Source organism: Enhygromyxa salina (genome assembly GCF_002994635.1).
In the GTDB taxonomy this organism is placed as follows: domain Bacteria; phylum Myxococcota_A; class Polyangia; order Nannocystales; family Nannocystaceae; genus Plesiocystis; species Plesiocystis salina_B.
In genome coordinates this window covers 60,663-82,903 of record NZ_PVNL01000057.1, presented here as the reverse complement: position 1 = coordinate 82,903, position 22,241 = coordinate 60,663, and the positions used below count along the sequence as shown (strand labels likewise).

Sequence of the window (22,241 nt, the reverse complement as noted above, 5' to 3'; positions counted from 1 at the left end):
GGCGCTCAGTCATGCGCGGCGGTCGGCCGCGCCGAGTCCTTGGCCTCGTCTTGCTCGATCACGAACCGAACCAGCTTCTTGACCACGTTGACCCGCTCGATGTTGCCGAGCAGCTTGACGAGATCGTCGTAGGCCTTGGGGTCCTTGAGCAGCTTGCCGATCGTGCCCTCGCCAGCGGTGACCGAGTGGCGAACCTCGGCGACGACGACCTGCAGATCCCGGATCGCCTGGTGGGCGGAGTCGACGGCCCCCGCCGCGCTCTTGACCGCGTCGGCGGCGTCCTGACCGAGCTGCGGATCATGCAGGGCCCGGCCGATCACCGACTGGTTGGCGGGGTTCTCGAGGTCTTCGAGGATGTCGCTGACGTTGCCAGCCGCCCGCGAGACGTTGCGCAGCGCGGGCCCGGCTTGGTTGTTGACGGTCGACAAGGTCTCGTCGAGCTGGCCGGCCGAGTGCCGGACCGACTTGAGCGTGCGGCCGAACTCGTCCTTGTACTCGGGCTCGTTGAACAGCGCGCCGATCAGGCCGTCGCCGTCTTTGATCTGGCGAGTGATCTCGTTGGCGTTGGCGAGGATCCCCTGCAGATCCCGCTTGGTGTTCTCGTTGTTGAGCGAGGTGAACAAGCCCGAGATGCCCGACAAGCTGGTGTCGACCTTGTCGATGATCCCGCCGATCTGATCTTTGAAGATGTTGAGCTCCTCCATGAGCGAGGGGCTCGACTGGATCCGCCCGTCGGGCTCGATGTGCAGCTCGCTGCCACCGACGGAGATGTTGATCAGCTGGTCCCCGAGCACACCGTTGGAGGCGATCGTGGCCCGGCTGTCGGCCCGGATGTACTGCAGCTTGTCGGCGTCGATCCGCATGCTGACCTCGACCCGGCGGTGCTCGGTCGTGAACGGCGCGCACACGCCCTCGGGGCCGGTCCAGCGGACCCGCTTGTAGCGCTGGCGAAACTGCCGGGTCAGGCACACCTCACCCTCGGCGCAGGAGCTGTCGTCGGCGCAGCCAGCGTAGGCCCGCGGGTCGCCGTTGAAGTCTTGCAGCTCGGCGCACAGACCTTCGCCCCCCGACCCTGCTTCGGATCCCGAGCCCGAACCCGAAGGCATCACCGCGCAGAACAGCGTGGGCTCGCAGTCGTCGCTGCGGGTCTCGTGGAACCGGCCGAGGTCCTCGCTGACGGGGTTGCAGGCGTAGGTCGGCGAGATGAAGCTGACCTCTTCGACGACACCGATCTCCTTGCCCGCGAGCTGGACCTTCGACGCCTTGGTCAGCCCCGAGACCGTGCGGAAGTGGGCGCGCAGCCGGGTCTTCTCGCTGAGCACGCCCTCGCTGATCGCCACCAGGAACAGCGAGGTGATCAGCAGCGCGCCAAACCCAACCACGAACAGACCAACCAAGAAATTGGTCCGCTGCTCGTCGCGTCGCTTGCCCGCCACTAGTGGCTCGCTCCGGTCACGAGGTCCGCCCTTCGATGAAGTCCCGCACGATCGGATCATCGATCGCGCGGAAGGTCTGCACGTCCTCGACGAATGGAAACTGCTTGTCGTGAAGCAGGGCCACGCGATCCGAGACGTACCAGGCCGTGGTCATGTCGTGCGTCACGACGATGCTTGTCACGCCGAGTTCGCGCTGGAGCTTGCGGATCATGCGAGCGATGCGATTGCAGTTGCTGGGGTCGAGTCCGGTGGTCGGCTCGTCGTAGAGGATAACCTCGGGCCGGACCGCAATCGAGCGGGCCAGCGCGACCCGCTTGCGCTGGCCCACGGACAGCGCGGCCGGCATTTGGTCCATGAGCTCGGGGTAGTCTTCGGGTCCGAGCCCGACCAGGGTCAAGCTCTCGGCCGCGCGCCGCTCGATCTCGTCGTCGCCCATGTCCGTGTGCTCGCGCAGGGCGTAGCCGACGTTCTTGGCGATCGTCATGGAGTCGAACAGCGCCCCGCCCTGAAACACCATGGAGACCCGCATGCGGAGCTCTCGCAGCTGCTCGGCATTCATCCCGCCGACGTCTTCGCCGTAGTAGCAGACCTGCCCGCCCTCGGCGTGGAGCAGGCCGATCATCAGCTTGAGGCACACGCTCTTGCCCTGGCCGCTGCCGCCGATGATCGTCAGGGTCTCCCCGAGCCGCACCTGCAGGTCCATGGATCGGTAGATGACGTTGGGTCCGAACGCCTTGTCGACCTGCTCGAACTCGATGATCGGCTCGCCGCGGGCGCAGGTCCGGCCGTGGTACTCGCCGATCGTGGTCCCGATCGCCCGGCGCACGCCCGAGGTGTTGGCGATCGCCAGCGCGCCGGAGCGCGCGCTGACCGGACCTGCGACCGCGCTGTGGTTGGCGTCGTTCATCCGATCGGCATGAAGAAAGTCGTGAGCGCGAAGTCGGCGAGCAGGACCATGACCGAGACCGCGATCACCGTCTCGGTGGTTGCGAGGCCGACCGCCTCGGTCCCGAACTTGGTCGTGAACCCCTGGTAGCAGCCGACGATGCCGGCCAGGCCCCCGAACACCACGGCCTTGGTCTCGCTCATGATGTAGTGGAGCGGCTCGAGCTCGTCGATGTAGGTGTGGTAGAAGTATCCGGCGGGCACGTCGAACACGGTGTCGGCGATCAGCATGCCGCCGAGCATGGCGATCACGTTGCCCCACGCGACCAGCAGCGGCATCGCAATGCTCGCCGCGACCAGCCGCGGCCAGACCAGCTTCTTGATGGGATCGGCGCCCAGCGCCGAGATCGCGTCGATCTGCTCGGTGACCTTCATGGACCCGAGCTCCGCGGTCATGCCGGTCGCCATCTTGGTCCCGACCGTGACCGCGAGCAGCGTGGGCACCAGCTCGCGGACCAGCGCCAGCGACGTCACATAGCCCAGCGAATTCTTGGCCCCGAAGTCGGCGAGGGCCTCGCCAAACTGCCACGCGAGGATCATCCCCACGAACAGCGACATCATGGTCGTGACCGGGATCGAGCGGATCCCCAGCTGGACGATCTGATACGAGATGTCGAACAGCCCGAACGGGCGCCGCGGCCCGCGGACGACCGCCTGGCCGAACATCACCGCCAGACCCCCGGACCACTTGATGCCGGCGTTGATCGTCGTGCCGACGTTGACGACCCACTCCCGGAGCCCCGATCGAGCGCCACCTGGATCGCTCACCGGGCCTCCGTGGGTGCGTGTTCGTGCGCGCGCGTGGGCATGGACGGGCTCCTAGCGACGGATCGGGAACTCGAACCCGTCGATGACTGTTTGAAACTCACCGGTGTGCTGCTCGAACGCCCGGGGCACCGCGATGAAGGTCAGATCGAACAGGCACCCGTCCTTCTTGAGGACCACATACTCGACCATCACCGCGGCCCCGTCGAGGTTGGCGCGGACCGTCGTTCGCAGCGCCTCGCGCTCGGCGATCGTCGTGTAGTACTGCTGCTTGCGCATGCGCGGGCGGCCCTCGGCGTCGATCTCGCCCGTCGGCTCCTCGAGGATCTTCCACTCCGAGTAGTCGATGCGCTGATGATCGGTGAAGTCCTCGAGGTCGCTGTCGCCGTGGTCCTCGCACTCGCCGTGGACCTGAATGATCGCGGGGTCGGTGCTGTGCTGCCACACCGCCTGCAAGCCCTCGCCCGCGAGCGGCTCCCAGCCGGCCCCCGGCAGCCCCACCCGATAGCTGGGGAGCTTGTGGCGGCCCTTCCATACTGGCTGGTAGGGCGGCACGTAGATCTCACCGCGAACGCCACGGCTGCACGCGAAGCAGGGCGCGAGCAGCAGGACGATGAGCCCCAACCGCCCCGCCAGCTGGGCCTTGAACATCGATGCGGGCGCCCGAGCGACGCGCGCGGCCAGCGATGGGTTCAGGGCCGTCACTGCGCGGAACTCTAGCAAGATATCCGTGGCCCCCACAGAGACCTCGACAGTTCGCCGCCTGCAGCCGCATCGCGTCTGGTCGGTCCCGGGGGAGTTGGGGTACGATGGCTGATGCCTGACGGATCTGTGCCTCGTCCGGATGCTGCTGCCGCGGCGGGTGTGACCACGGCCCAGGCTTGCCTTGGCCGGGTTGTGAGCGTGGACGCCGATGGGCGGCCGCGGGTTTGGTTCGCGGGGCTGAGCGGGCCGCCGCCGGTCGCACGGCTGATCGGGGTGGTACCGCCGGCCTCGATCGAGGACGCGCTGCTCGATGGGCGAACGATCCTGCTGGGGTTTCTCGACGGCCGTGCGGATGCGCCGGTCATCATGAGTTTGGCCTCGATGGCCGATCTCCCCCGGTGTGAGCCGCCGGTCGCCTCCGAGCTGCCGGCCACGCCCGAGCCCGAGCCCGAGCCCGAACCAGAGATCAAGATTGAAGTCGACGGCGAGGCCAGCGAGCGGGTCATCGAGGCGCGCGAGCAGCTCGTGCTGCGGTGTGGAGACGCGGCGATCACCCTGCGCGCCGACGGCACCGTGCGCATCGTCGGCCGCGACATCACCAGCTGGGCGCGTCGGCGCCAGCGGATCCGCGGCGGGTCGGTGGCGATCAATTAGCCGCAGCGGCCCAGCCGCCGCAGCCGCCTCGCCAGGTGTCGAGGTTGGCGTCGACCCATAGACTGCCGCCGACGAGCTGATGCTGGGGACCGAGGGCGTCCACGAGGGCCGGGCAGGCCCCCCGCGGATCGACACCCGCGGCGTCGAGGATCCACGCTTCGCGCCCGTGCAGCAGCGCGAGCGAGAGCGCGGACGGGTGACAGTGGCCGTTGTCGTGCCCGGCCGAGATGACGGTGATCTCGGGGTTGGCCAGGGTGATCGCCAGCTCCGAGCTCGCGTCGGCGGCTCCATGATGGCTGAGCCACAGCAGATCCACGGGCCCGCAGGCCGCGGCGGCGAGCTCGACCCGCTCCGCCGAGAGATCCCCAGGCAGCAGCGCTCGCAGCCCGCCAACCTCGACACACAGCGCCAGCCCGCGATCGTTCTCGGGGGCCGCGGCCGGGGGTGGATCGAGCTCGAGCACCTCCACGCGCAGGCCGGGGACCGCGTAGACCGAGCCGGGCGGCGGCGCCTGTCGAGCGCTCCCCGCCAGGGCCAGATACAGCGCGAACGCCTCGCTGTCGGGCAGCGGACCGGCCAGGCCGCGATCCCACAGCTGCGCGACGGCGAGGTCGTCGGGCGAGGGCCGGCGACGATCGAGGCCGGTCATCGCGAGCGAGAAGCCACCGATGTGATCGGCGTCGAAGTGGGTGTGGATCCACAGACCCACGTCGTTCGTGCCGTGCTCGGCGAGCGCGTGGACCAGCGCCTCGGATCCGCTCGCCGGGCCCGAGTCGACGAGCACGAGCTCGCCGGCCTCACCCTGTAGGAGCAGCGCCGCGCCCTGGCCGACGTCGATGAAGTGCAGGCCGGGTCCCGCGTCGGGCAGCGACAGGCCGAGCAGCAACGAGCAGATGGTCGTGGTCGTGAACATGCTGTGCTGTCGGCCGGCGGCCGCCGGGTTTGCGCTCGCTCGCCAATAATTTTTTCTCGAGACTTTTTGTCGACGAAGCTGCAAGTCGAGCTTCGCCGGTCCGACAAGGGGGACGTGAGTGCCTCAACCATTGTGTCTCTGATGCTGCTGCTTGGTCCCCCGCTCGGGACGGCCGCCGGACCGCCCGGGATCGTGAACCTCGACAGCGGCGCGTGGGCGGTCGTCCACGCCGGTCAGCTGTGGGTGTGCTGGGAGCAGGCAGACAACTGCTGGCGCCGCGTCGAGCTGGCTCCCCCCACCGACCTTGCCCGCGTGCACGACCTCACCGACGACCTCGGCGAGGACTTCATCGAGGACGGCAAGGCCGAGCGACTCGACGCCAGCCCCGAGCGATGGCGCCTGGGCTTCTGGGGCCCGCGCACGCTGTGGGTCGAGCTCGGTGAGCAACGCTGGCGTGTCGACCTCGGCCACCAACGCGCCCGCGCGACGGCTGATCCGGCGCCGCTGCGGCTCGTGCGTCCAGGCATGTACACCTGCGGCCCCGCCGGGCGAGCGCCGGCGATCGTGGGTGGCCGGCTCGGCTGGCAGCCCGCGCCCCGCTGTGGGCTCGGTCACGGTCAGAGCAGCTGCCTCGCGCCGCCGCCACCCCGGGTGCGTCGGCCCCGGGCGGTCGGCCTGCGCGCGAGCGTGCAGCTGTCGAGCTCGAAGGCCTGGACCACGCGTGACGATCACATCGCGGCGCTGCAGGTCGCGGGCGTGCGGGCCAACGCTGGCGTCGAGTTCACGCTGGCGCTCGAGCTTGGCTTCGACATCGGCCGCGCACGCACACAGCAGCGGGCCCGCGCGATCATGCGGCGCCGCGACCCGGTGCGGAACTTGCCGACCACACCCGCGCCCCGAGACCCGCAGCTCGCGGCCGCGCTCGCGCCGATCGCCGCCGCCGAGGCCCGAGCGCTGCGAGTCGCGCTGTGTGAAGGAGCCGGACAATGACGACGCTGGGCTGCCTCCCGCTGGCGCTGGCGATCAGCATGGCCGAGCCTCCGCCGCCAAGCATGCCCGAGCTGGCGCGACCGGCCGAGCTGGCGCGACCGGCCGAGCTGGCGCGACCGGCTGAGCTGGCGCGACCGGCTGAGCTGGCGCAACCGGCTCAGCTGGCGCAACCGGCTCAGCTGGCGCAACCGGCTCAGCCACCGCCAACCGCCGAGCCTCCGCCACCGATCGACCTGGCCCAGATCGACGCCGCGTTCGCCCGCTTGCGACCCGGACCCAGCCTCCGCGCGGTCCAGGACGCCGCGCTCGAGCGGGCCGGCGTCGGGCCCCAGGCGGGGGCGAGCTGGCTGCGTCGGGCTCGAGGCGCGGCCGCGCTGCCCACGATCTCGGTTCAGTACGACCTCCGCCTCGATCAGGGCTGGGCGCTGGATCGCGAAGTCGGTGAGGCCGACGCGCTGCGCAACGACGCCGGCAACCAATCCGTCATCCGCACCAAGGCCACCTGGGAGCTCGACCGCCTGATCTTCTCCCCCGACGAGCTGCGCGCGGCCCGGGCTGCGCTGGACCTCGCCGACTTTCGCGAGCGGGTGCTCGTGCAGGTCACGCAGCTGTTCTACGAGCGGCAGCGGCTGCTCGTGGAGCGCGAGATCGCCCCCCCGGTCGAGCTCGAGACGGCGATCGGCACGAGCGTGCGCCTACGCGAGATCGAAGGCCTGCTCGCCGGCCTGACCGGACTAGATTTTGGGCCCACGCTGACCCAGTGATAGCGTGCGTGCATGGACGAGCGCCGCGCTCACCAGCGATTCGTGTGTGACCTGCGGGCGCGCCTGTTGCTACCTGACGGCCGGGAGATCGACGGCCAGACGATCGACCTGTCGATCTCCGGCATCTGCGTCGACACCCACGAGACCGTCGAGCCGCGCACCCCCGTCGAGTTCCGAGTGTGGGCCGTGCTCGCCGATCGGGAGACCAGCGAGATCGTGATGCCGGGGCGCATCGTGTGGGCGACGCCCGTCGAGGGCCACGTGCAGCTCGGCGCGGCCTTCGATCGGGACATGGACAACCGCGCCTGGGCTCGGCTCGACGTGCTGCTGCAGTTCCTGAGCGGCACGCTCGCTGACTCCCAACGCCTCTAACTGACCAAGAACGACGTTTGAGTTGAGTTCTGGTCGGATGTGGGCGTCGGGCGCACGCGCACCGCGCTACACACGGCGAGGCCCAAAACCGTGCATGTTTGTTCACTCCACGCGAGAAATCCGCGAATTGCACGCCGTTTCTGCTCGCCAGTCCATCCGATAACTACTCGATTTCACTAAGTTCCCATCCGCCCGTCCCGATCGCCCCGGTTCGGGTCTCCAAGTTGCAGTGTGGCGGCGGCAGACAAGGCGAAAGACCATGCTCGACCGCACCAACTCGCTACAAGATGCCCGCCGCGTGCCCGTGTTCACCCGCACTTTGTTCCGGCACCTGCAGGACCAGGGCTACACCCGCGAGCAGATCATCGGCGTCTCGACCGAGCTGCTCTCACTGCTGTCCACGGATCTCAAGTCCAAGCAAGACCTGCTGCCAGCCGAGTAGCGCGCAGTTCCGCCGCTCCCGCCTCTCCACTGCGACCCGCCCTACTCGCCCGGTTTCTCCCCTACTCGCCCGTCTGGGTCGCCCTGCTCGCCTGGGGTGACCAAGACGGGTGAAATGCGTTATGGCGAGGGCGATGCCCCCGATGCCTGCGTTCGATGAGCTCGACGTCGACAACCGTCGCGTGCTCGTGCGTGTCGACTTCAACGTGCCGCTGCGTGGACACGGCGACGCGCGAGAGGTCAGCGACGACACCCGGATCCGCGCGGCCCTGCCGACCTTGCAAGCGCTGCTCGAGCGAGACGCACGGTTGATCGTGTGCTCGCACCTTGGCAGGCCCAAGGGCGGGTTCGACGAGGCGCTGTCGATGGGTCCAGTCGCGGGCCGGCTCGCCGAGCTGCTCGAGCGACCGGTTCGCCTGCCCGACGAGGTCGTCGGCGACGGCGTCACCAAGCTGGTCAACGACACCCGCGCGGGCGAGATCGTGCTGCTCGAGAACCTCCGGTTCGAGCCCGGCGAAGAGGCCAACGATCTCGAGTTCGCGCGGGCCCTCGCCAAGCTGTGCGACGCCTACGTCAACGACGCGTTCGGGGCCTCGCACCGGGCCCACGCGTCGGTCGTGGGGGTGCCGCAGCTGGTCCGCGATCACGCCCCAGGGCTGCTGATGACCGCCGAGCTGCAGGCGCTCGGGCGGCTGGTCGGTGGGATCGAGCACCCCTTCGTGGCGGTCGTCGGCGGGGCCAAGGTCTCCGACAAGCTCGGGGTGTTGGTCGCGCTGACCGAGCGGCTCTCGGCGGGCGACGCGATCGTGATCGGCGGCGCGATGGCCAACACCTTCTTGCTCGCGCGCGGCCGCGAGCTCGGCGGCTCGCTGGTCGAGCGCGACCTCATCGGCGAGTGCAAGCGGGTGTTCGACAAGGCCGGGGCCCGCGACGTCCGCGTGATCTTGCCGGCCGATCTGCGCTGCGGTCCCTCGCTCGACGCGAGCGAGGCCAAGATCGTCGCGGTCGCCGACGGGGTCCCGGGCGACAGCTTGGCCCTCGACATCGGCCCGCGCAGCGAGGCATCGTTCGCGGGGGTGATCGCGACAGCCAAGACCGTGTTCTGGAACGGCCCGATGGGTGTGTTCGAGAACCCCGCGTTCGCCGCGGGGACGCTGGCCATGGCCAAGGCCGTGGCCGAGTGTCCAGGCTACACGCTCGTCGGCGGCGGCGACTCGGTCGCGGCCCTCAACGCCTCGGGCCGGGCCGGCGACATCGACCACGTCTCCACGGGCGGCGGCGCCTCGCTCGAGTTCATCGAGGGCCGCGAGCTCCCCGGCGTGCTCGCGCTGGCCCCCGCAGACTGATTGAAAAGGCGAGAATCGACATGTCACGAACCATCTGGGTGCTGGGAAACTGGAAGCAGAACTTGCTGCGCGAGCCGTCGGCGAGCCTGGCGAAGGCGATCGCCGACGGGCTGCCCGACGCGCTCGGGGGCAGCTCGGGGGTCCGCGTCGGGATCGCGCCGACCTACCTCGCGCTCGACAGCGTCGCGCCCCACACGGGTGATGGCCGCGCCGCCCCCCGCCTGCTCGCGCAAGACGTCGGCGCCCAGGAAGCCGGCGCGTTCACCGGGGAGGTCGGGCCCGCGATGCTGCGAGAAGCCCGCGTGCAAGCTGCGATTGTCGGTCACTCGGAGCGCCGCGCTCACTTTGGCGATCACGACCAGCTGGTGGCCGCCAAGCTGCAGGCCGCGCTCGCGGGCGGCCTCGACGTGGTCCTGTGCGTGGGCGAGCGGCTCGAGCAGCGCGACGCTGGCGAGCACGAGGCCGTGGTGATCTCCCAGCTCTCGGCGGCGCTGTCGGGGCTGGCGCCCGAGCTCGACCCCGGCCGGGTCACCGTCGCCTACGAGCCGGTGTGGGCGATCGGCACCGGCCGCACCGCCAGCCCCGCGCAGGCCAGCGAGATGCACGCCGCGATCCGGCGCTGGCTCGACACGGCCGGGCTGCAAGGTGCTGACAGATCGCTGCTCTACGGTGGTAGCGTCAAGCCCGACAACGCCGCCGAACTGCTCGCCGCGGGCGAGATCGACGGTTTCCTGGTCGGCGGCGCCTCGCTTGACGCGCGCTCGTTCCTCGATATCGTCACCAGCGCCTCGAACCACGCGCGCTCGAGCCAAGCCCGATGACTACCTTCATCACAATCATCTACATCATCGTCGCCCTCATCATGATCTTGTCGATCTTGCTGCAGGCCGGCAAGGGCGGCGGGCTCGGCTCGGCGCTCGGCGGCGGCGCGAGCCAGGGCGTGTTTGGTGGTGGTGGCGGGGCCGACTTCATGTCGAAGCTGACCCAGGGCTTCGCGGCCACGTTCATGATCTGCGCGATGTACCTGGCCTACGCCAGCGCCCACGCTGGCTCCGAGTTCCTCGAGTCGGAGGACGACGGCAGCGAGGGCCTGCTCGAGGCCGACGAAGAGATCGACTACGAGCGGCTTGGCCCGCGCGCGCAGCCGCTGCCGAGCCCCGAAGAGGGCAAGGCGATGCAGGCCAAAGCGGCCGCGCTGGTCCCCGCGCAGACCGACGCGCCAGCCGCAGCCGGCGACGTCGACGCCGCCACACCGGAGCCCGCAGCGCCTGCGCCGGCCCCCGCTGACACGCCCGCGGTCGACGATTCCGCAGCTGACGCGGACGCCAACCCAACGCCACAAGATCGGGGCGATTCGCCCGAGGAGGATCGGGGCGATTCGCTACAGGGTGGCAAGGAAAGCCTACAGAATGCACCACTCAACGATAAAAAACCGAGTGATGACAGTTCGGCCAATGGGTCGGAAGACCAGTAAGCGGCCTAAAGTACAGTCATTCGCTAAACGTCGTTCATAGTTCGGGGGCAGCCGTGTGGCTGCCCCTAACTGCTTCTGGCGCCTGTTTCAGGCGTGTTTCGGCGCTCGAAGTCGCGCTTCCGAATGCCTCAACTGATCCATAGTGCACTCATATTTTGCTTGCAGTCTCACCCGGGTTTACTGGTACGAATAGGGTGACCCCCTCGCGCGGCGCTAGATTGCCCGCGCGATCGAGGCGAGGAGAACGATATGCCGGATACGTCGCTGGAAGTGTGGACTGCACCCCGAAGTGGATTGTCACAGATCGAATTTCACACGCACGTGGTGCCAAGCCGCAGCGGCCTGGCCGAGGCCGCCGAGACCTGGCTGGCCGGGCAATCCGTGGCGATCGAGCGGCTGCGCACGCGCGCGACCCTGGTGGGTAGCGAAGGTTCGGCGGTCGTCGCGATTCATGGTGACGCGGGCGTCGGCAAGCTGCGGGTCGCTCAGTGGATCCACCGCTGCAGCAACCGATCGGACAGCCCGCTGCTGGTGCTCGACTGCGACGATCTCACCCTCAACAACCAGCTCGATCGGGTCATCCGGATGATCGGCGCCCGCTCGCGCGGGCTCTCGACGAGCCCGCCCAAGACCCCGGGCACCTTGGTGCTGCGCAACTGGGAGCGCGCCGAGGAGGCCTCCCTGGCCCGGCTGTTCGAGATCCTGGGCTGCCAGGGCGTCGAGCTGATCTGCGCGTTGGTGCTGATCTCCAAGCGCAGCGCCGATCAGCTGCGGACCAGCTCGGTGCTGCACGCCCAGCTGCTCGCGCGCGCGGGTGGATCGGTGGTCAGCGTCCCGGCGCTGCGACATCGCGGCGTCGACATCCAGGAGCTCGCCCGCCAGTTCGCGAACGAGGCGGCGCAGCGCTACGATAAGTCGATCCGCGGCATCTCCCCCCAGGCGCTGTCCAAGCTCGAATCGCACGACTTTCCCGGCAACGTTCGCGAACTTCAGGTCATGGTCGAGCACGCGGTCCTGCGCAGCTCGGGCGACTGGGTCACGGGTGAGTCGTTCTGGGGCCTCGGCGACGAGTCCCCGATGCCGACGACCGAGGCGTCTGAGCTGGTGATCCGCCTGCCCGGATCCTCGCTGCGCGAGATCGAGATTCAGGCGTTGCGGCTCGCGCTCAAGCTGGCCGGCGGTCGGGTCGTGCGCGCGTCGGAGCTGCTTGGCATCACCCGCCACGCGCTGCGGCGCAAGCTCGAGAAGTTTGGGCTCAACGATCTGCGCGTGACCAACGACTCCGCGCCAACGACCAGCGCTTGACCGACGCGCCCCTCCCCTCGCATGCTCGCGCGATGGTCCCGGTCTCGTTCGTGAAGGTCGAGGGGCTCGGCAACGACTTCATCTTGCTCGATCGGCGCGCGCGTAGCCGCGCCGAGCTCGACGAGGAAGTCAGCTGGGCGCAGGCCCACGCCGCGCGCCTGTGTGATCGGCGAACTGGGATCGGCGCCGACGGTATCTTGCTCGTCGGCCCCGGACTCGCGGGCGGGGTCGCCTCGATGATCGTGGTCAATTTCGATGGATCGCGGCCCGAGATGTGCGGCAACGGGCTGCGCTGCGTGGCCGCGTTCGTGGCTGCGCAGCTGCCAACGTCCGGCCCGACGCGCGAGGCGACCGTGGTCATCGACACCGACGCGGGGCCCCGTCGGTGCCAGGTCAGCGAAGCTGACGACGGGGCGATCACGGTCAGCGTCGAGATGGGCGCGGCGAAGCTGCTGGGCACCCAGGCGCCGCGGGCGGGCGTCGGCCGGGAGTTTGTCGGGGTCTCGCTCGGCAACCCCCACGCTGTCTGCTTCGTCGGCGACGACGAGGACCCCGAGACCCTCGCCCGCGCGCTCGGCCCCGCGGTCGAGCGCGACCCCGCGTATCAGCCGGACAAGACCAACGTCGAGTTCGCCCGCGTCAGCGCCCCACAGGCGATCGAGCTGTGGGTCTGGGAGCGCGGCGTCGGCATCACCGAGGCGTGCGGGACCGGGGCCTGCGCGACCGCGGTCGCGGCTGCGCGCGCGGGCCGGGTCGCCTGCGATCTGCCCGTCGCCGTCGCGCTGCCGGGCGGCACGCTGCTGATCACGGTCCCCAGTGACCCCGCGGCGGAGGTCGTGATGCGCGGGCCCTGCCGTCAGGTGTTTGCCGGGGTCTTCGCCGACCCGTCGCCATCATCATCGTCGTAGTCGTCGTCGTCGTCCTCGTCGTCGTCTTCGTCGCTGTCCTCATCGTCGTCGTCGGCATCGTCGTCGTCGCTATCACCCCGGGCGCGATCCAGCGCGCGGCGGCGGTAGGGTGCGTCGGGCGTGGCGTCGTCGAGCTGGATCGCGCCGAAGGTGTGCTCGATCAAGTTGAGCAGCGCCAGCCGCTGCTCTTCGATCCGATCTGCGCGGCGCAGATCGTGGACCACCACGGGCCCGAGCACCAACAACAGCGCGCCATACAGCATCGCCTTCTTGGCGATGATCCCGGGACCGATCAGCACCCACAGCAAGCCTAGGCCGCCGAGCGCCAGGAAGCCAACCCAGCGCTGCAGCGCCCAGCGGGGCCTTCGGTAGGCAAAGCGCAGCTCGACGCGGGTGCCCGTGTCGGTCGCGATCATGCGCCCGCGCAGGTACAGCAGCCGCAGCATCCCGGTCGCCGACTGGCCGCGCGCAGCTGGGGGACCGCAGTGCATCGTGAACTCTGGGTTCCCGAGCTCGAGGGTGTACTCGGCGTCTTCGATCAGTCCGCCAAAGTCGGGCATCATGGCGGTCTCGTAGGCCTTGACCCCCGGCTGCTCGGACAGGCGCTCGAGCACTTCTTTGGGGGTCAGCGCGACGTGGTAGTGACGCGGGGCGAGGCGGGCGGCGCCAGGTGCAGGCGCGAGCGCGGTTGGGCCTGCGTCCGGCGCGTGGGACCGCTCGTCGGAGTCGCTCACTCAGGTCGTGTACCCCGACCACTCACCCGTTGAAAGCGGCGGGCCGGTCAAAACAGCGAGGACTGATCGCCGCCGTCATCGTCGCCGCCGCGCTTGCGGCCCCCGTCGCGCCGATGTGCCCCGCGCCGATGCGGATCCGCGATCCCGAGGTGGGCCGCAGCCTTGGCGGTGGTCATGCGCCCGCGCGGGGTCCGAACCAGGAACCCGCGCTGCAGCAAGAACGGCTCGTGGACGTCCTCGATCGTGTCGCGGGGCATCCCAATGCTGGCCGCGAGCGCGTCGACCCCGACCGGGCCGCCGGCGAACAGCTCGAACATGGTCGCCAGGATCTGACGATCCATCGCGTTGAGGCCGACGCCGTCGACCTCGAGGTTGTCGAGGAACCTGGCCGCGTCGTCACGGGTGATCTGCTGGTGGCCGGCGACCTGCGAGAAGTCCCGGACTCGGCGGGTCAAGCGGTTGGCGATCCGCGGGGTCCCGCGGCTGCGGCGGCCGATCTCGAACGCGCCGTCCTCGGTCGCCGGCAGGCCCAGCATCGCGGCGCTGCGCCCGACGATGGTTGCGAGCTCCTCGTCGGCGTAGAACCGCAGACCCTCGACGATGTGGAAGCGGTCGCGCAGCGGCGCGCTGAGCAGCGCGGTGCGGGTGGTGGCGCCGACCAGGGTGAACCCGGCGAGGCTGATCGAGTGGGTGATCGCCGACGAGCCCTCGCCCACGGCGATGTCGATCCGGCGGTCTTCCATGGCCGAGTACAGGCTCTCCTCGACGGTCGGGCTGAGCCGGTGGACCTCGTCGATGAACAGAATTTCGCCCTCGCCGAGCCCGGTCAGGAGCCCCGCGAGCACGCCCTTGTGCTCGACCGCCGGGCCCGAGGTCGTGTGCAGGGCGACGCCCATCTCGTGGGCGATGATCTGCGCGAGCGTGGTCTTGCCGAGCCCCGGCGGGCCGTGCAACAGCACGTGGTCGAGGGGCTCCCCGCGCAGCTGGGCGGCCTTGACGTAGATCCGCAGCTTGTCGATCAGCGCGACCTGGCCGATGTACTCGGCGAAGCTGCGTGGGCGCAGGGCCCAATTTTGATCCTGATCGAGGTCGCGAGCGCGGCGCTGGCTGTCGACCAGGCCGATCGAGGGGCTGCGCGCCGCCGCGACGGTCGCGTCGGGGCCGTCACCACCGTCACCACCGTCGTCGCGATCCTCGCCGTCGTCGTGGTGCCGGACCCGCGCCATGCCCTACCCTACTCCCACTCGATCGTCGCGGGTGGCTTGCTCGAGATGTCGTAGCAGACCCGATTGATCCCGCGGACCTCATTGATGATCCGGTTGCTGATCGTGCCGAGCAGCTCGTACGGGAGGTGCGCCCAGTCGGCGGTCATCGCGTCGACGCTCTGGACCGCGCGCACCGCCAGCGCGTTCTCGTAGGTGCGGGCGTCGCCCATGACCCCGACGCTCTGAACCGGCAGCAGCACGCCGAACACCTGCCACAGGTCGCGGTACAGCCCGGCCTTGACGACCTCGTCGATGATGATCGCGTCGGCCTCGCGAAGGACCGCGCAGCGGGCCTCGGTGACCTCGCCCAGGACCCGCACGGCCAGCCCGGGACCCGGAAACGGATGCCGCCAGACCATGGCCTCGGGCAGCCCCAGGTGCACGCCGAGCTTGCGGACCTCGTCCTTGAACAGCTCGCGCAGCGGCTCGACCACGCCCATCTTCATGCGCTCGGGCAGCCCGCCGACGTTGTGGTGGGTCTTGATCGTCGCCGAAGGCCCGCGCGCGCTGACCGACTCGATCACGTCGGGGTACAAGGTGCCCTGGACCAGGAAGTCGGCGCCGCCGAGCGCGTGGGCGTGCTCGTCGAACACCTCGATGAAGGTCGCGCCGATCCGCTTGCGCTTGACCTCGGGATCGGTGACGCCCGCGAGCTGGGCGAGGAACTGGGCCCCGGCGTCGGCGACGACCAAGGGGTTGTGGAGCCGGCCCGCGAACATCGCCTCGACCTGCTGGCGCTCGGCTTTTCGCAGCAGCCCGTTGTCGACGAAGATGCAGTGCAGGCGCTCGCCGATCGCCCGCTCGACCAGCGCCGCCGCGACCGAGGAGTCGACGCCGCCCGAGAGCCCGCAGAGCACCGTGCCAGTGTCGCCGACCTGCTCGCGGATCCGGGCGACGGCCTCCTCGACGAAGACCCCCATGCTCCAGTCGCGGGAGAACCCGCACAGATCCAGGAACTGCCCGAGCAGCGCGGTTCCGCGGCGGGTGTGGGTGACCTCCGGGTGGAACTGCACGCCCCACATGCCCCCGGACGCGGCCCCCGTCGCGCGGGTCTCGGAGCCCGCCTTGGATCCCGAGTAGATCGCCGCGTGGGCGCAGCTGCGCGAGTGGGCCACCGTCTCGAAGCCCGGCGGCAGCGACTCGACCTCGTCGCCGTGGGACATCCACACTGGCTCCTGGTGGCCGACCTGCGTGGGGCCGTCGCTGGCGATCTCGGCCATCGGGCCCTTGGCCTGATCGACGGTGATCATCGCGTGGCCGAACTCGCGCTCGGTCGCGGGCCGGACCTTGCCGCCGAGCCCGTCGACCATGACGAACATCCCGTAGCAGATGCCCAGGACCGGGCGCTCGCCGCCGAGGCACCAGTCGAGCACCTCGGGCGCCAGCCGCGGCGCGCCCTCGTCGTAGATCGACGACGGCCCACCGGACAAGATGATGCCCTTGGGCGCGTGGCTGCGCAGCAGCTCGAGCGGCGCGTCGTAGGGCAGGATCTCGGCGAACACGCCGAGCTCGCGGACCCGGCGAGCGATCAGTTGGGTGACCTGCGAACCGAAGTCCAGGACCAGCAGGGTCTCGTGTTTGATCATCATTCCATCCGGTAGTTGGGGGCTTCTTTGGTGATGATCACGTCGTGGACATGGCTCTCGCGCAGGCCCTGGCTGGTGATCCGACGAAACACGGCCTTGCTGGCCAGCTCGGCGATCGTCGCGGCGCCGACGTAGCCCATGCCCGAGCGCAGGCCACCCAGCAGCTGATAAAGGCTGTCGGTCAGGCGCCCGCGGTACGGGACCCGGCCCTCGATGCCCTCGGGGACCAGCTTGCGATCCTCGTCGACGGCGGATTGAAAGTAGCGATCTTTGGAGCCGGCCTTCATCGCGCCGATCGAGCCCATGCCCCGATAGACCTTGTAGGAGCGGCCCTGGTAGAGCACCAGCTCGCCGGGGGCCTCGTCGGTGCCGGCCAGCAAGCTGCCGATCATGACCGAGTCCGCGCCAGCGGCGAGCGCCTTGACCACGTCGCCCGAGTACTTGACGCCGCCGTCGGCGATGATCGGCACGTCGGTCAGCTTGGAGACGTGGGCGACGTCCATGATCGCGCTGACCTGTGGGACGCCGACGCCCGCGACCACCCGCGTGGTGCAGATCGAGCCGGGCCCGATCCCGACCTTGACCCCGTCGACGCCGGCCTCGACCAGCGCGGTGAAGGCCGCCGCGGTCGCGATGTTACCCGCGATCAGCTGCAAGTCCGGGTACTCCGCCCGGACCGCCTTGACCACGTCGAGGACCCCGCGGCTGTGGCCGTGGGCGGTGTCGATCACGATCACGTCGACGCCCTGGGCCTCGAGCGCCGCGACCCGCTCCATCGTGTCGGCCGAGGTCCCGACCGCCGCGCCGACCCGCAGGCGGCCGTCCGAGTCCTTGTTGGCCGACGGGTAGCTGTCGGACTTGAGGATGTCCTTGACGGTGATCAGCCCCAGCAAGTTGCCGCTCGGATCGACCACCAGGAGCTTTTCGATCCGGTGCTGGTGCAGGATCAGGCGGGCCTTGCTCGGCGAGATCCCCTGCGGGACCGTGATCACGGCCTTGGTCATGACGTCGGCCACGGCCCGATCGAGGTTGGTCTCGAACCGGACGTCGCGGCTGGTCAGGATCCCCAGCGGCTTGCTGGCCGTGCCGGGGTTCTCGACCACCGGGAGGCCCGAGAACCCGTGCTGCTCCATCAGCCGCAGGGCCTCGCGCAGGGTCGCGTCGGGCTTGATCGTGAGCGGGTCGGCGACCATCCCCGACTCGGACTTCTTGACCTTGCGGACCTCGCGGGCTTGCTGCTCGATCGTCAGGTTCTTGTGGACGATCCCGATCCCGCCCATCCGCGCCATCACGATCGCGGTGTCGGCCTCGGTCACCGTGTCCATCGCCGCCGACAACAGCGGGGACTTGAGCGAGATGCCCCGGGTCAGCTGGGTGCTCACGTCGACGTCCCGCGGCAGCACCTCGCTGTAGCCCGGCTCGAGCAGCACGTCATCGAAGGTCAGGGCATCGCGGATCTCGGGGCTGCTCGGCATGGGGGGGCCTCGGCTGCGCGGGTGCGCAGCGACTGATTCCGGGGGGTGTATCGGGCCCGCCCCGCGGATGCAATAGGCTGGCAGTGACCCCCCGTAGTGACCCCCACAACCGGTGTCGCACTTCGCGGTCACTCGCTTCGCTCGCTCCCAACGGGCTGTCTGTGCGCGGGGGCATGATTGGCCCCCTGGAAGGGGGCTCAGCGGTTACCCACAGCAGTGACCCACACAGCCGGTCTCGCACTTCGCGGTTATTTGCAGCCAGCTAGATAGCCCTGGGCCTTGAGCAGGGCGCGCGGCAGGGTGTCTGGCTTGGCGGCCTTCACGTCGGCCGGCGTCCAGTCCAGCGCCTTGGTCAGCGCGTCGAAGGTCGCGCGGGCGTCCTTGCACCGCTTGGCGGCCACCTGGGCCTCGATCTTGTAAGTCAGCGCCGCGCGCGAGTCCGACTGGATCGCCAGGGCCGCGTCGAACCGTGCGATCGCGTCCTTGGGCTTGCCCTGCGCGACGAGGATCCGGCCGTGATTCACGATCACCGGGATCTCCTCGGGGATGGTCTCGATCAGCCACTGCATGTGGACCATGGCGGCGTCCGGCCGACCGAGCTCGAGCAACCCTCGCGCGACCTCCAGGCGCAGCGGCGGCGCGTCGGGGACCAGCGTGGCGACCCGCTCGAACTCGCGGGCGGCGTCGTCGCCCTGGCCGTTCGAGAGCAGCAGCCGGGCGTAGAGCAGGCGCAGATCGACACCGCTGACCTCCGGCTCGTACTCGACCGCGCTCTTGGCGTAGCCGATCGCCTGCTGCAGGTTGCCGAGCTCGCCGTGGACCTGCGCGAGCAAGTACGCCGTCTCGGCGCTGCCCGCCAGGCGATCGGCGTTCTCCAGCGCCTCGACCGCCAGCTGATGCTGGTCGAGGGCGATCAGCACGACCCCCAGCGACTGGTGAGCCGTCGCCAGCTTGGGATCGAGCTTCAGCGCGACCTGAAACTGCTCGACGGCGCGCTGCTTGTCCTCGCGGCTGGCTCCGTCACGAAACGCGATCAGCTGACCGAGCGCGGCGTGGGGCAGCGGGTCATCCGCGTCGAGCTCGATCGCCTTGGCGTAGGCGGCCTCGGCCTCGGCCTCGCGATCGAGGTAGGTCAGCGCGTTGCCGCGAACGAAGTAAAAGCGCGCGTTGCTGGGGTTGCTGGCGATCGCCGCGTCGATCCGCGCGAGCGCCTGCGTGGCCTCGCCCTTGGCCAGCAGCGCCTCGGCCTCGACGACCTCGGGATCAGCCTCGGCCATGCCCGCCGTGATGCCGCCGATCCCACCGGGGCCCGCCGCGGTGAGCTCGCCCTGGCCGAGCCCGTCGTCGATCTCGTCGGGATTGTTGGTGGGGCCGTCGCAGCCGAGCGGCGCGGACAGGCCGAGCGCGAGCACCAGCATCAGCTTGTTGGAGACCCAGCGAGCGCACGACGGGACACGAGAGGACTCGATCGACATGGCGAGCTCGGATCTACCACGGACCCCCGCGCCCGTCGCGGACCCTCGACGCCGCTGGGGGTTGGCCGTCAGCGCCGACGCGTGCGTAAGTTGGCCCGGATCGCCTTGGCCAGCTCGGTGCGCTGCTGCTCGTCGAGCTTGCTGACGTAGAACACGGCGTCGACCCGGCGCATCTCCGTGTTGATCCGGGCGATCTCGATGTCGAGCCCGAGCGCCGCGAAGGCCCGAGAGATGCGAGCGGCGACGCCTGGGTTCTCGATCGTCTCGACGTCGACGATCGTCCGCGTGGCGGCCGGGTCTTCGGAGAACCGAACCTTGGTCGAGGCGCCGCGCTGGCGACCGCGGGCCCGGTTGGGCAGCGGCGGCAGGGCCTCGCGCAGCGAGTCGCCGGTCGGCGCTCGGGCCAGCCGCTCGCTCAGGTGGGTCTGGATCGTCGCCGCCAGCTCGGCCTCGAGCGGGCGCTGGTGGCCGGGATCCCGCGAGACCACGCGAAACACGTCGAGCGCGATCCGGGGCTCGAACGGGACCGAGAACACGTCGGCGGCCACGACCTCGAGCCCGAGATCCGCGAACCCAGCCGTCAAGGTCGCGAGCAGGCCGCGGTGATCGTGGGTCACCACCGTCACGCGCATCGCCCCCGAGCCCTCGGCGACGTCGACCAGCGTGGTCAGGTCGCTGCTGCGCAGCTCGTCGAGCAGGCGCCGATGGTGGCGACGCAGGTGCTGATCGAACAGGCTGTAGTAGCGCGGCGGCAGGCCCTCGGGCTCATCCGGTCGCGGCCGCCGGGCCGAGGTCTCGCGCCGGCCCTGCTTGGCGAACTCGGCCGCGGTGCGCAGGTACAGCTCGTCGAGCAGGGTCAGCTTCCAGCTGGTCAGGTACTCGGGCGAGACGTTGGCCATGTCGGCCAGGCTGACCAGGTATAGCTCGTCGAGGGTCCGGCGATCACCGACGGTCTCGGCGAAGTCGCGGACCAGCAGCTCGTCGGTCAGGTCGCGCTTTTGGCTGAGCATCGGCATGGTCTGGTGCTCGGCGACCAGGAATTCGCAGCGGCCCGCGACCTCGGGCCCGAGCCCGGCCCGAACCGCCGCGAGCCCGGCGATCCGGGCGCCCTCCCCGAACTGATCGCCGAGCGCCTTGCCGACGTCGTGCAGCAAGGTCGACAGATACAGCGGACGCGGATCGGTGATCCCGAGGTGCACGGCCGTCGCCATCGTGAAGTCCTTGCGGTGATCGCCGCGGGCGATCGCCTTGAGGAATTCGACGGCGTAGATGCTGTGCTGATCGACCGTGTAGACGTGGAAGCCCTCGTGCTGCATCCGCCCGCGCGAGGGCGCGAACTCTGGGATCACGCGCTCGAGCAGGCCGACCTCGTGACACAGCTCGACCGGCGTCGGGCTGCCGACATCGCTGGGATCGACGAGCAGATCCAAGAACCGCTGCTGGGCCTCGGGATCGTCGGCCAGGCGGGTGTCGCCCTCGGAGATCGCGATCGCGGCCTCGACGATCGCGTCGAGCGTGGGTCCAGACAGGCCAATGTTGTGATCACGGGCGATCGCGAGGGCCTCGAGCCCGAGCACGGGTGTGTCGGCGAACGGGTCCTTGCCGTAGTGCAGCAACCGGCGATCGACGATGTGGAAGCGCTCGTCGATCCGCGCGTCGAGCTGGGCGACGGCGCGCGGGGGCTGACAGCGAGAGAACACCCGACTGCCGTAGCGCAGCACGTCGCGGGCGCTGCGGTAGTAGTCCTGCATGCAGGTCTCGATCGCGGCGACCAGCTCGGCGTCGGCCGGGCGCTCGGCGAGGTCGGGAAAGCCCAGCATGGCTGGGATCCCCTCCTGGTACTGGAAGTTCAGGCGATCCTGGGTCCGCCCCGCGACCAGGTGCAGGGCCGCGCGCAGCCGCAGCATGGTGTCGCGGGCCTCCCCGAGCAGCCGCGCGACCCGCCGCGGGACCCCGCTCGCCCGGATCGCCTTGATGACCGTGGTCGGGTCCCAAGGCTCGGGGTGGTTGCGCCGAGCCATAAGCGCCCACTCGAAGATCGAGAGGTCACGGGTGCCGCCGGGACCAAACTTGAGGTCCGGCTCGACCTGGTAGACGGTCGCGCCGTAGCGACGCTTGCGGACCTCCATCTCGTCGAGCAAGCGCTGCAAGAACGCCGCGCGCTGGGCCCCAAAGAACCGACGGTGGGCCTCGCTGGCCAGCTCGTCGACCAGCTCGCGATCGCCGGCGACGAAGCGCATGTCGAGCAGCGCCGTGCACAAGCTCAGATCCTCGGCGGCGGCGGCCAGCCAGGCGTCGGGGCTCTGCACGGTCATACATGGCCGCAGGCCCGCGTCCCACAGCGGATGGGTGAGATCGCGGATCCACCCGCCGAACGCCTCATCGCCCTCGTGACCAGGCTCGGTGCACACCACCGTGAGATCGAGGTCGCTGTGGGGGCAGTGCTCGCCGCGGGCGAGCCCACCAATCACGACGATCGCCAGCTTGCCGAACTCCGTGCCGGCCCGCCCGACCGCCTGCGCGGCCCCGGGCGTGAGCAGCTCGAGCATCCGCTCGCTGTAGCGATGCAGCAGCGCCCCACCCGGCTCGCCGTCGGTGACCGCGACGCGCAGCGACTGGCGGGCCGAGGCCAACGCCTCGCGCAACGGCGCGACGGGCTCATGCTCACTGGCGACGCTCATCGCCCGG

21 protein-coding genes are annotated in these 22,241 nt (G+C 69.9%); 10 read left to right on the top strand and 11 right to left on the bottom strand.

Annotation, left to right across the window (positions count from 1 at the left end; genetic code table 11):
* Positions 1-5 precede the first annotated feature (5 nt).
* Genes ENSA7_RS14925 through ENSA7_RS14910 form a run of 4 tightly spaced genes read right to left on the bottom strand, consistent with a single transcriptional unit; the run spans position 6 to position 3,851 of the window.
* The gene (locus ENSA7_RS14925) at positions 6-1,436 is read right to left on the bottom strand and encodes an MlaD family protein (protein ID WP_106089955.1); all 1,431 of its coding nucleotides are present in this window, start codon (positions 1,434-1,436) and stop codon (positions 6-8) included.
* Positions 1,437-1,452: 16 nt separating this feature from the next.
* A complete protein-coding gene (locus ENSA7_RS14920) occupies positions 1,453-2,343 on the bottom strand; it encodes an ABC transporter ATP-binding protein (protein WP_106089954.1) in 891 nt (296 codons plus the stop codon).
* On the bottom strand, positions 2,340-3,149 hold the full coding sequence (locus ENSA7_RS14915) for an MlaE family ABC transporter permease (protein WP_106089953.1): 810 nt from the start codon (positions 3,147-3,149) through the stop codon (positions 2,340-2,342). The genes ENSA7_RS14920 and ENSA7_RS14915 overlap by 4 nt, the downstream gene beginning before the upstream one ends.
* A 51-nt stretch (positions 3,150-3,200) precedes the next feature.
* The gene (locus ENSA7_RS14910; RefSeq protein WP_146157705.1) at positions 3,201-3,851 is read right to left on the bottom strand and encodes a hypothetical protein; all 651 of its coding nucleotides are present in this window, start codon (positions 3,849-3,851) and stop codon (positions 3,201-3,203) included.
* Positions 3,852-3,962: 111 nt separating this feature from the next.
* Here ENSA7_RS14910 and ENSA7_RS14905 point away from each other — a divergent pair, with 111 nt between their 5' ends.
* Positions 3,963-4,505: a DUF6484 domain-containing protein gene (locus tag ENSA7_RS14905; RefSeq protein WP_280524007.1), complete on the top strand. Its 543-nt coding sequence runs from the start codon at positions 3,963-3,965 to the stop codon at positions 4,503-4,505.
* Here the strand turns inward: ENSA7_RS14905 and ENSA7_RS14900 are convergent.
* Positions 4,498-5,418: a ComEC/Rec2 family competence protein gene (locus tag ENSA7_RS14900; protein WP_106089950.1), complete on the bottom strand. Its 921-nt coding sequence runs from the start codon at positions 5,416-5,418 to the stop codon at positions 4,498-4,500. The genes ENSA7_RS14905 and ENSA7_RS14900 overlap by 8 nt on opposite strands.
* A gap of 114 nt (positions 5,419-5,532) precedes the next feature.
* On the opposite strand from ENSA7_RS14900, the gene ENSA7_RS14895 reads away from it, so the two are divergent.
* The 9 genes from ENSA7_RS14895 (at position 5,533) to dapF (ending at position 13,018) form a co-directional block, all read left to right on the top strand.
* Positions 5,533-6,408 (top strand): hypothetical protein, encoded by an 876-nt coding sequence (locus ENSA7_RS14895; protein ID WP_146157704.1) that lies wholly within the window; start codon positions 5,533-5,535, stop codon positions 6,406-6,408.
* Complete coding sequence (locus tag ENSA7_RS14885; protein ID WP_181233753.1) at positions 6,405-7,172, top strand: hypothetical protein; 768 nt, start codon at positions 6,405-6,407, stop codon at positions 7,170-7,172. The genes ENSA7_RS14895 and ENSA7_RS14885 overlap by 4 nt, the downstream gene beginning before the upstream one ends.
* Before the next feature lie 12 nt (positions 7,173-7,184).
* Positions 7,185-7,544 (top strand): PilZ domain-containing protein, encoded by a 360-nt coding sequence (locus ENSA7_RS14880; protein ID WP_106089946.1) that lies wholly within the window; start codon positions 7,185-7,187, stop codon positions 7,542-7,544.
* Between the two features lie 259 nt (positions 7,545-7,803).
* The gene (locus tag ENSA7_RS14875) at positions 7,804-7,986 is read left to right on the top strand and encodes a hypothetical protein (RefSeq protein ID WP_106089945.1); all 183 of its coding nucleotides are present in this window, start codon (positions 7,804-7,806) and stop codon (positions 7,984-7,986) included.
* Positions 7,987-8,128: 142 nt separating this feature from the next.
* Positions 8,129-9,331, top strand: a complete 1,203-nt coding sequence (locus ENSA7_RS14870) for a phosphoglycerate kinase (RefSeq protein ID WP_181233775.1) — start codon at positions 8,129-8,131, stop codon at positions 9,329-9,331.
* Positions 9,332-9,351: 20 nt separating this feature from the next.
* Complete coding sequence (gene tpiA / locus ENSA7_RS14865; RefSeq protein WP_106089943.1) at positions 9,352-10,152, top strand: triose-phosphate isomerase; 801 nt, start codon at positions 9,352-9,354, stop codon at positions 10,150-10,152.
* A complete protein-coding gene (secG, locus tag ENSA7_RS14860) occupies positions 10,149-10,805 on the top strand; it encodes a preprotein translocase subunit SecG (protein WP_106089942.1) in 657 nt (218 codons plus the stop codon). The genes tpiA and secG overlap by 4 nt, the downstream gene beginning before the upstream one ends.
* 324 nt (positions 10,806-11,129) lie before the next feature.
* Complete coding sequence (locus tag ENSA7_RS14855; protein WP_181233752.1) at positions 11,130-12,110, top strand: AAA-type ATPase lid domain-containing protein; 981 nt, start codon at positions 11,130-11,132, stop codon at positions 12,108-12,110.
* Positions 12,111-12,142: 32 nt separating this feature from the next.
* Positions 12,143-13,018, top strand: a complete 876-nt coding sequence (gene dapF, locus ENSA7_RS14850) for a diaminopimelate epimerase (protein ID WP_106089940.1) — start codon at positions 12,143-12,145, stop codon at positions 13,016-13,018.
* On the opposite strand, the gene ENSA7_RS43665 is transcribed toward dapF, so the two are convergent.
* From ENSA7_RS43665 to ENSA7_RS14820, 6 genes are all read right to left on the bottom strand, one after another.
* On the bottom strand, positions 12,967-13,752 hold the full coding sequence (locus tag ENSA7_RS43665; RefSeq protein WP_181233751.1) for a hypothetical protein: 786 nt from the start codon (positions 13,750-13,752) through the stop codon (positions 12,967-12,969). The genes dapF and ENSA7_RS43665 overlap by 52 nt on opposite strands.
* 47 nt (positions 13,753-13,799) lie before the next feature.
* A complete protein-coding gene (gene ruvB, locus ENSA7_RS14840) occupies positions 13,800-14,978 on the bottom strand; it encodes a Holliday junction branch migration DNA helicase RuvB (RefSeq protein ID WP_106089939.1) in 1,179 nt (392 codons plus the stop codon).
* Between the two features lie 8 nt (positions 14,979-14,986).
* Positions 14,987-16,606, bottom strand: coding sequence for a glutamine-hydrolyzing GMP synthase (guaA, locus tag ENSA7_RS14835; RefSeq protein WP_106089938.1), 1,620 nt, complete (start codon positions 16,604-16,606; stop codon positions 14,987-14,989).
* Entirely contained in the window at positions 16,603-18,078 is a 1,476-nt protein-coding gene (guaB, locus tag ENSA7_RS14830; RefSeq protein WP_106089937.1) for an IMP dehydrogenase, read from the bottom strand. The genes guaA and guaB overlap by 4 nt, the downstream gene beginning before the upstream one ends.
* Before the next feature lie 248 nt (positions 18,079-18,326).
* Positions 18,327-19,553 carry a tetratricopeptide repeat protein gene (locus ENSA7_RS14825; protein ID WP_106089936.1) on the bottom strand — a complete coding sequence of 409 codons (1,227 nt, stop codon included), beginning with the start codon at positions 19,551-19,553 and terminating at the stop codon, positions 18,327-18,329.
* Between the two features lie 68 nt (positions 19,554-19,621).
* On the bottom strand, positions 19,622-22,234 hold the full coding sequence (locus tag ENSA7_RS14820; RefSeq protein WP_106089935.1) for a [protein-PII] uridylyltransferase family protein: 2,613 nt from the start codon (positions 22,232-22,234) through the stop codon (positions 19,622-19,624).
* Positions 22,235-22,241: the final 7 nt, after the last annotated feature.

Coding starts and splice junctions, on each gene's coding strand:
- ENSA7_RS14920 (WP_106089954.1), bottom strand. CDS start 2,343: ATGAACGACGCCAACCACAGCGCGGTCGCAGGTCCGGTCAGCGCGCGC.
- ENSA7_RS14905 (WP_280524007.1), top strand. CDS start 3,963: ATGCCTGACGGATCTGTGCCTCGTCCGGATGCTGCTGCCGCGGCGGGT.
- ENSA7_RS14900 (WP_106089950.1), bottom strand. CDS start 5,418: ATGTTCACGACCACGACCATCTGCTCGTTGCTGCTCGGCCTGTCGCTG.
- ENSA7_RS14885 (WP_181233753.1), top strand. CDS start 6,405: ATGACGACGCTGGGCTGCCTCCCGCTGGCGCTGGCGATCAGCATGGCC.
- ENSA7_RS14880 (WP_106089946.1), top strand. CDS start 7,185: ATGGACGAGCGCCGCGCTCACCAGCGATTCGTGTGTGACCTGCGGGCG.
- ENSA7_RS14875 (WP_106089945.1), top strand. CDS start 7,804: ATGCTCGACCGCACCAACTCGCTACAAGATGCCCGCCGCGTGCCCGTG.
- ENSA7_RS14870 (WP_181233775.1), top strand. CDS start 8,129: ATGCCTGCGTTCGATGAGCTCGACGTCGACAACCGTCGCGTGCTCGTG.
- tpiA (WP_106089943.1), top strand. CDS start 9,352: ATGTCACGAACCATCTGGGTGCTGGGAAACTGGAAGCAGAACTTGCTG.
- secG (WP_106089942.1), top strand. CDS start 10,149: ATGACTACCTTCATCACAATCATCTACATCATCGTCGCCCTCATCATG.
- dapF (WP_106089940.1), top strand. CDS start 12,143: ATGGTCCCGGTCTCGTTCGTGAAGGTCGAGGGGCTCGGCAACGACTTC.
- ruvB (WP_106089939.1), bottom strand. CDS start 14,978: ATGGCGCGGGTCCGGCACCACGACGACGGCGAGGATCGCGACGACGGT.
- guaA (WP_106089938.1), bottom strand. CDS start 16,606: ATGATGATCAAACACGAGACCCTGCTGGTCCTGGACTTCGGTTCGCAG.
- guaB (WP_106089937.1), bottom strand. CDS start 18,078: ATGCCGAGCAGCCCCGAGATCCGCGATGCCCTGACCTTCGATGACGTG.
- ENSA7_RS14825 (WP_106089936.1), bottom strand. CDS start 19,553: ATGTCGATCGAGTCCTCTCGTGTCCCGTCGTGCGCTCGCTGGGTCTCC.
- ENSA7_RS14820 (WP_106089935.1), bottom strand. CDS start 22,234: ATGAGCGTCGCCAGTGAGCATGAGCCCGTCGCGCCGTTGCGCGAGGCG.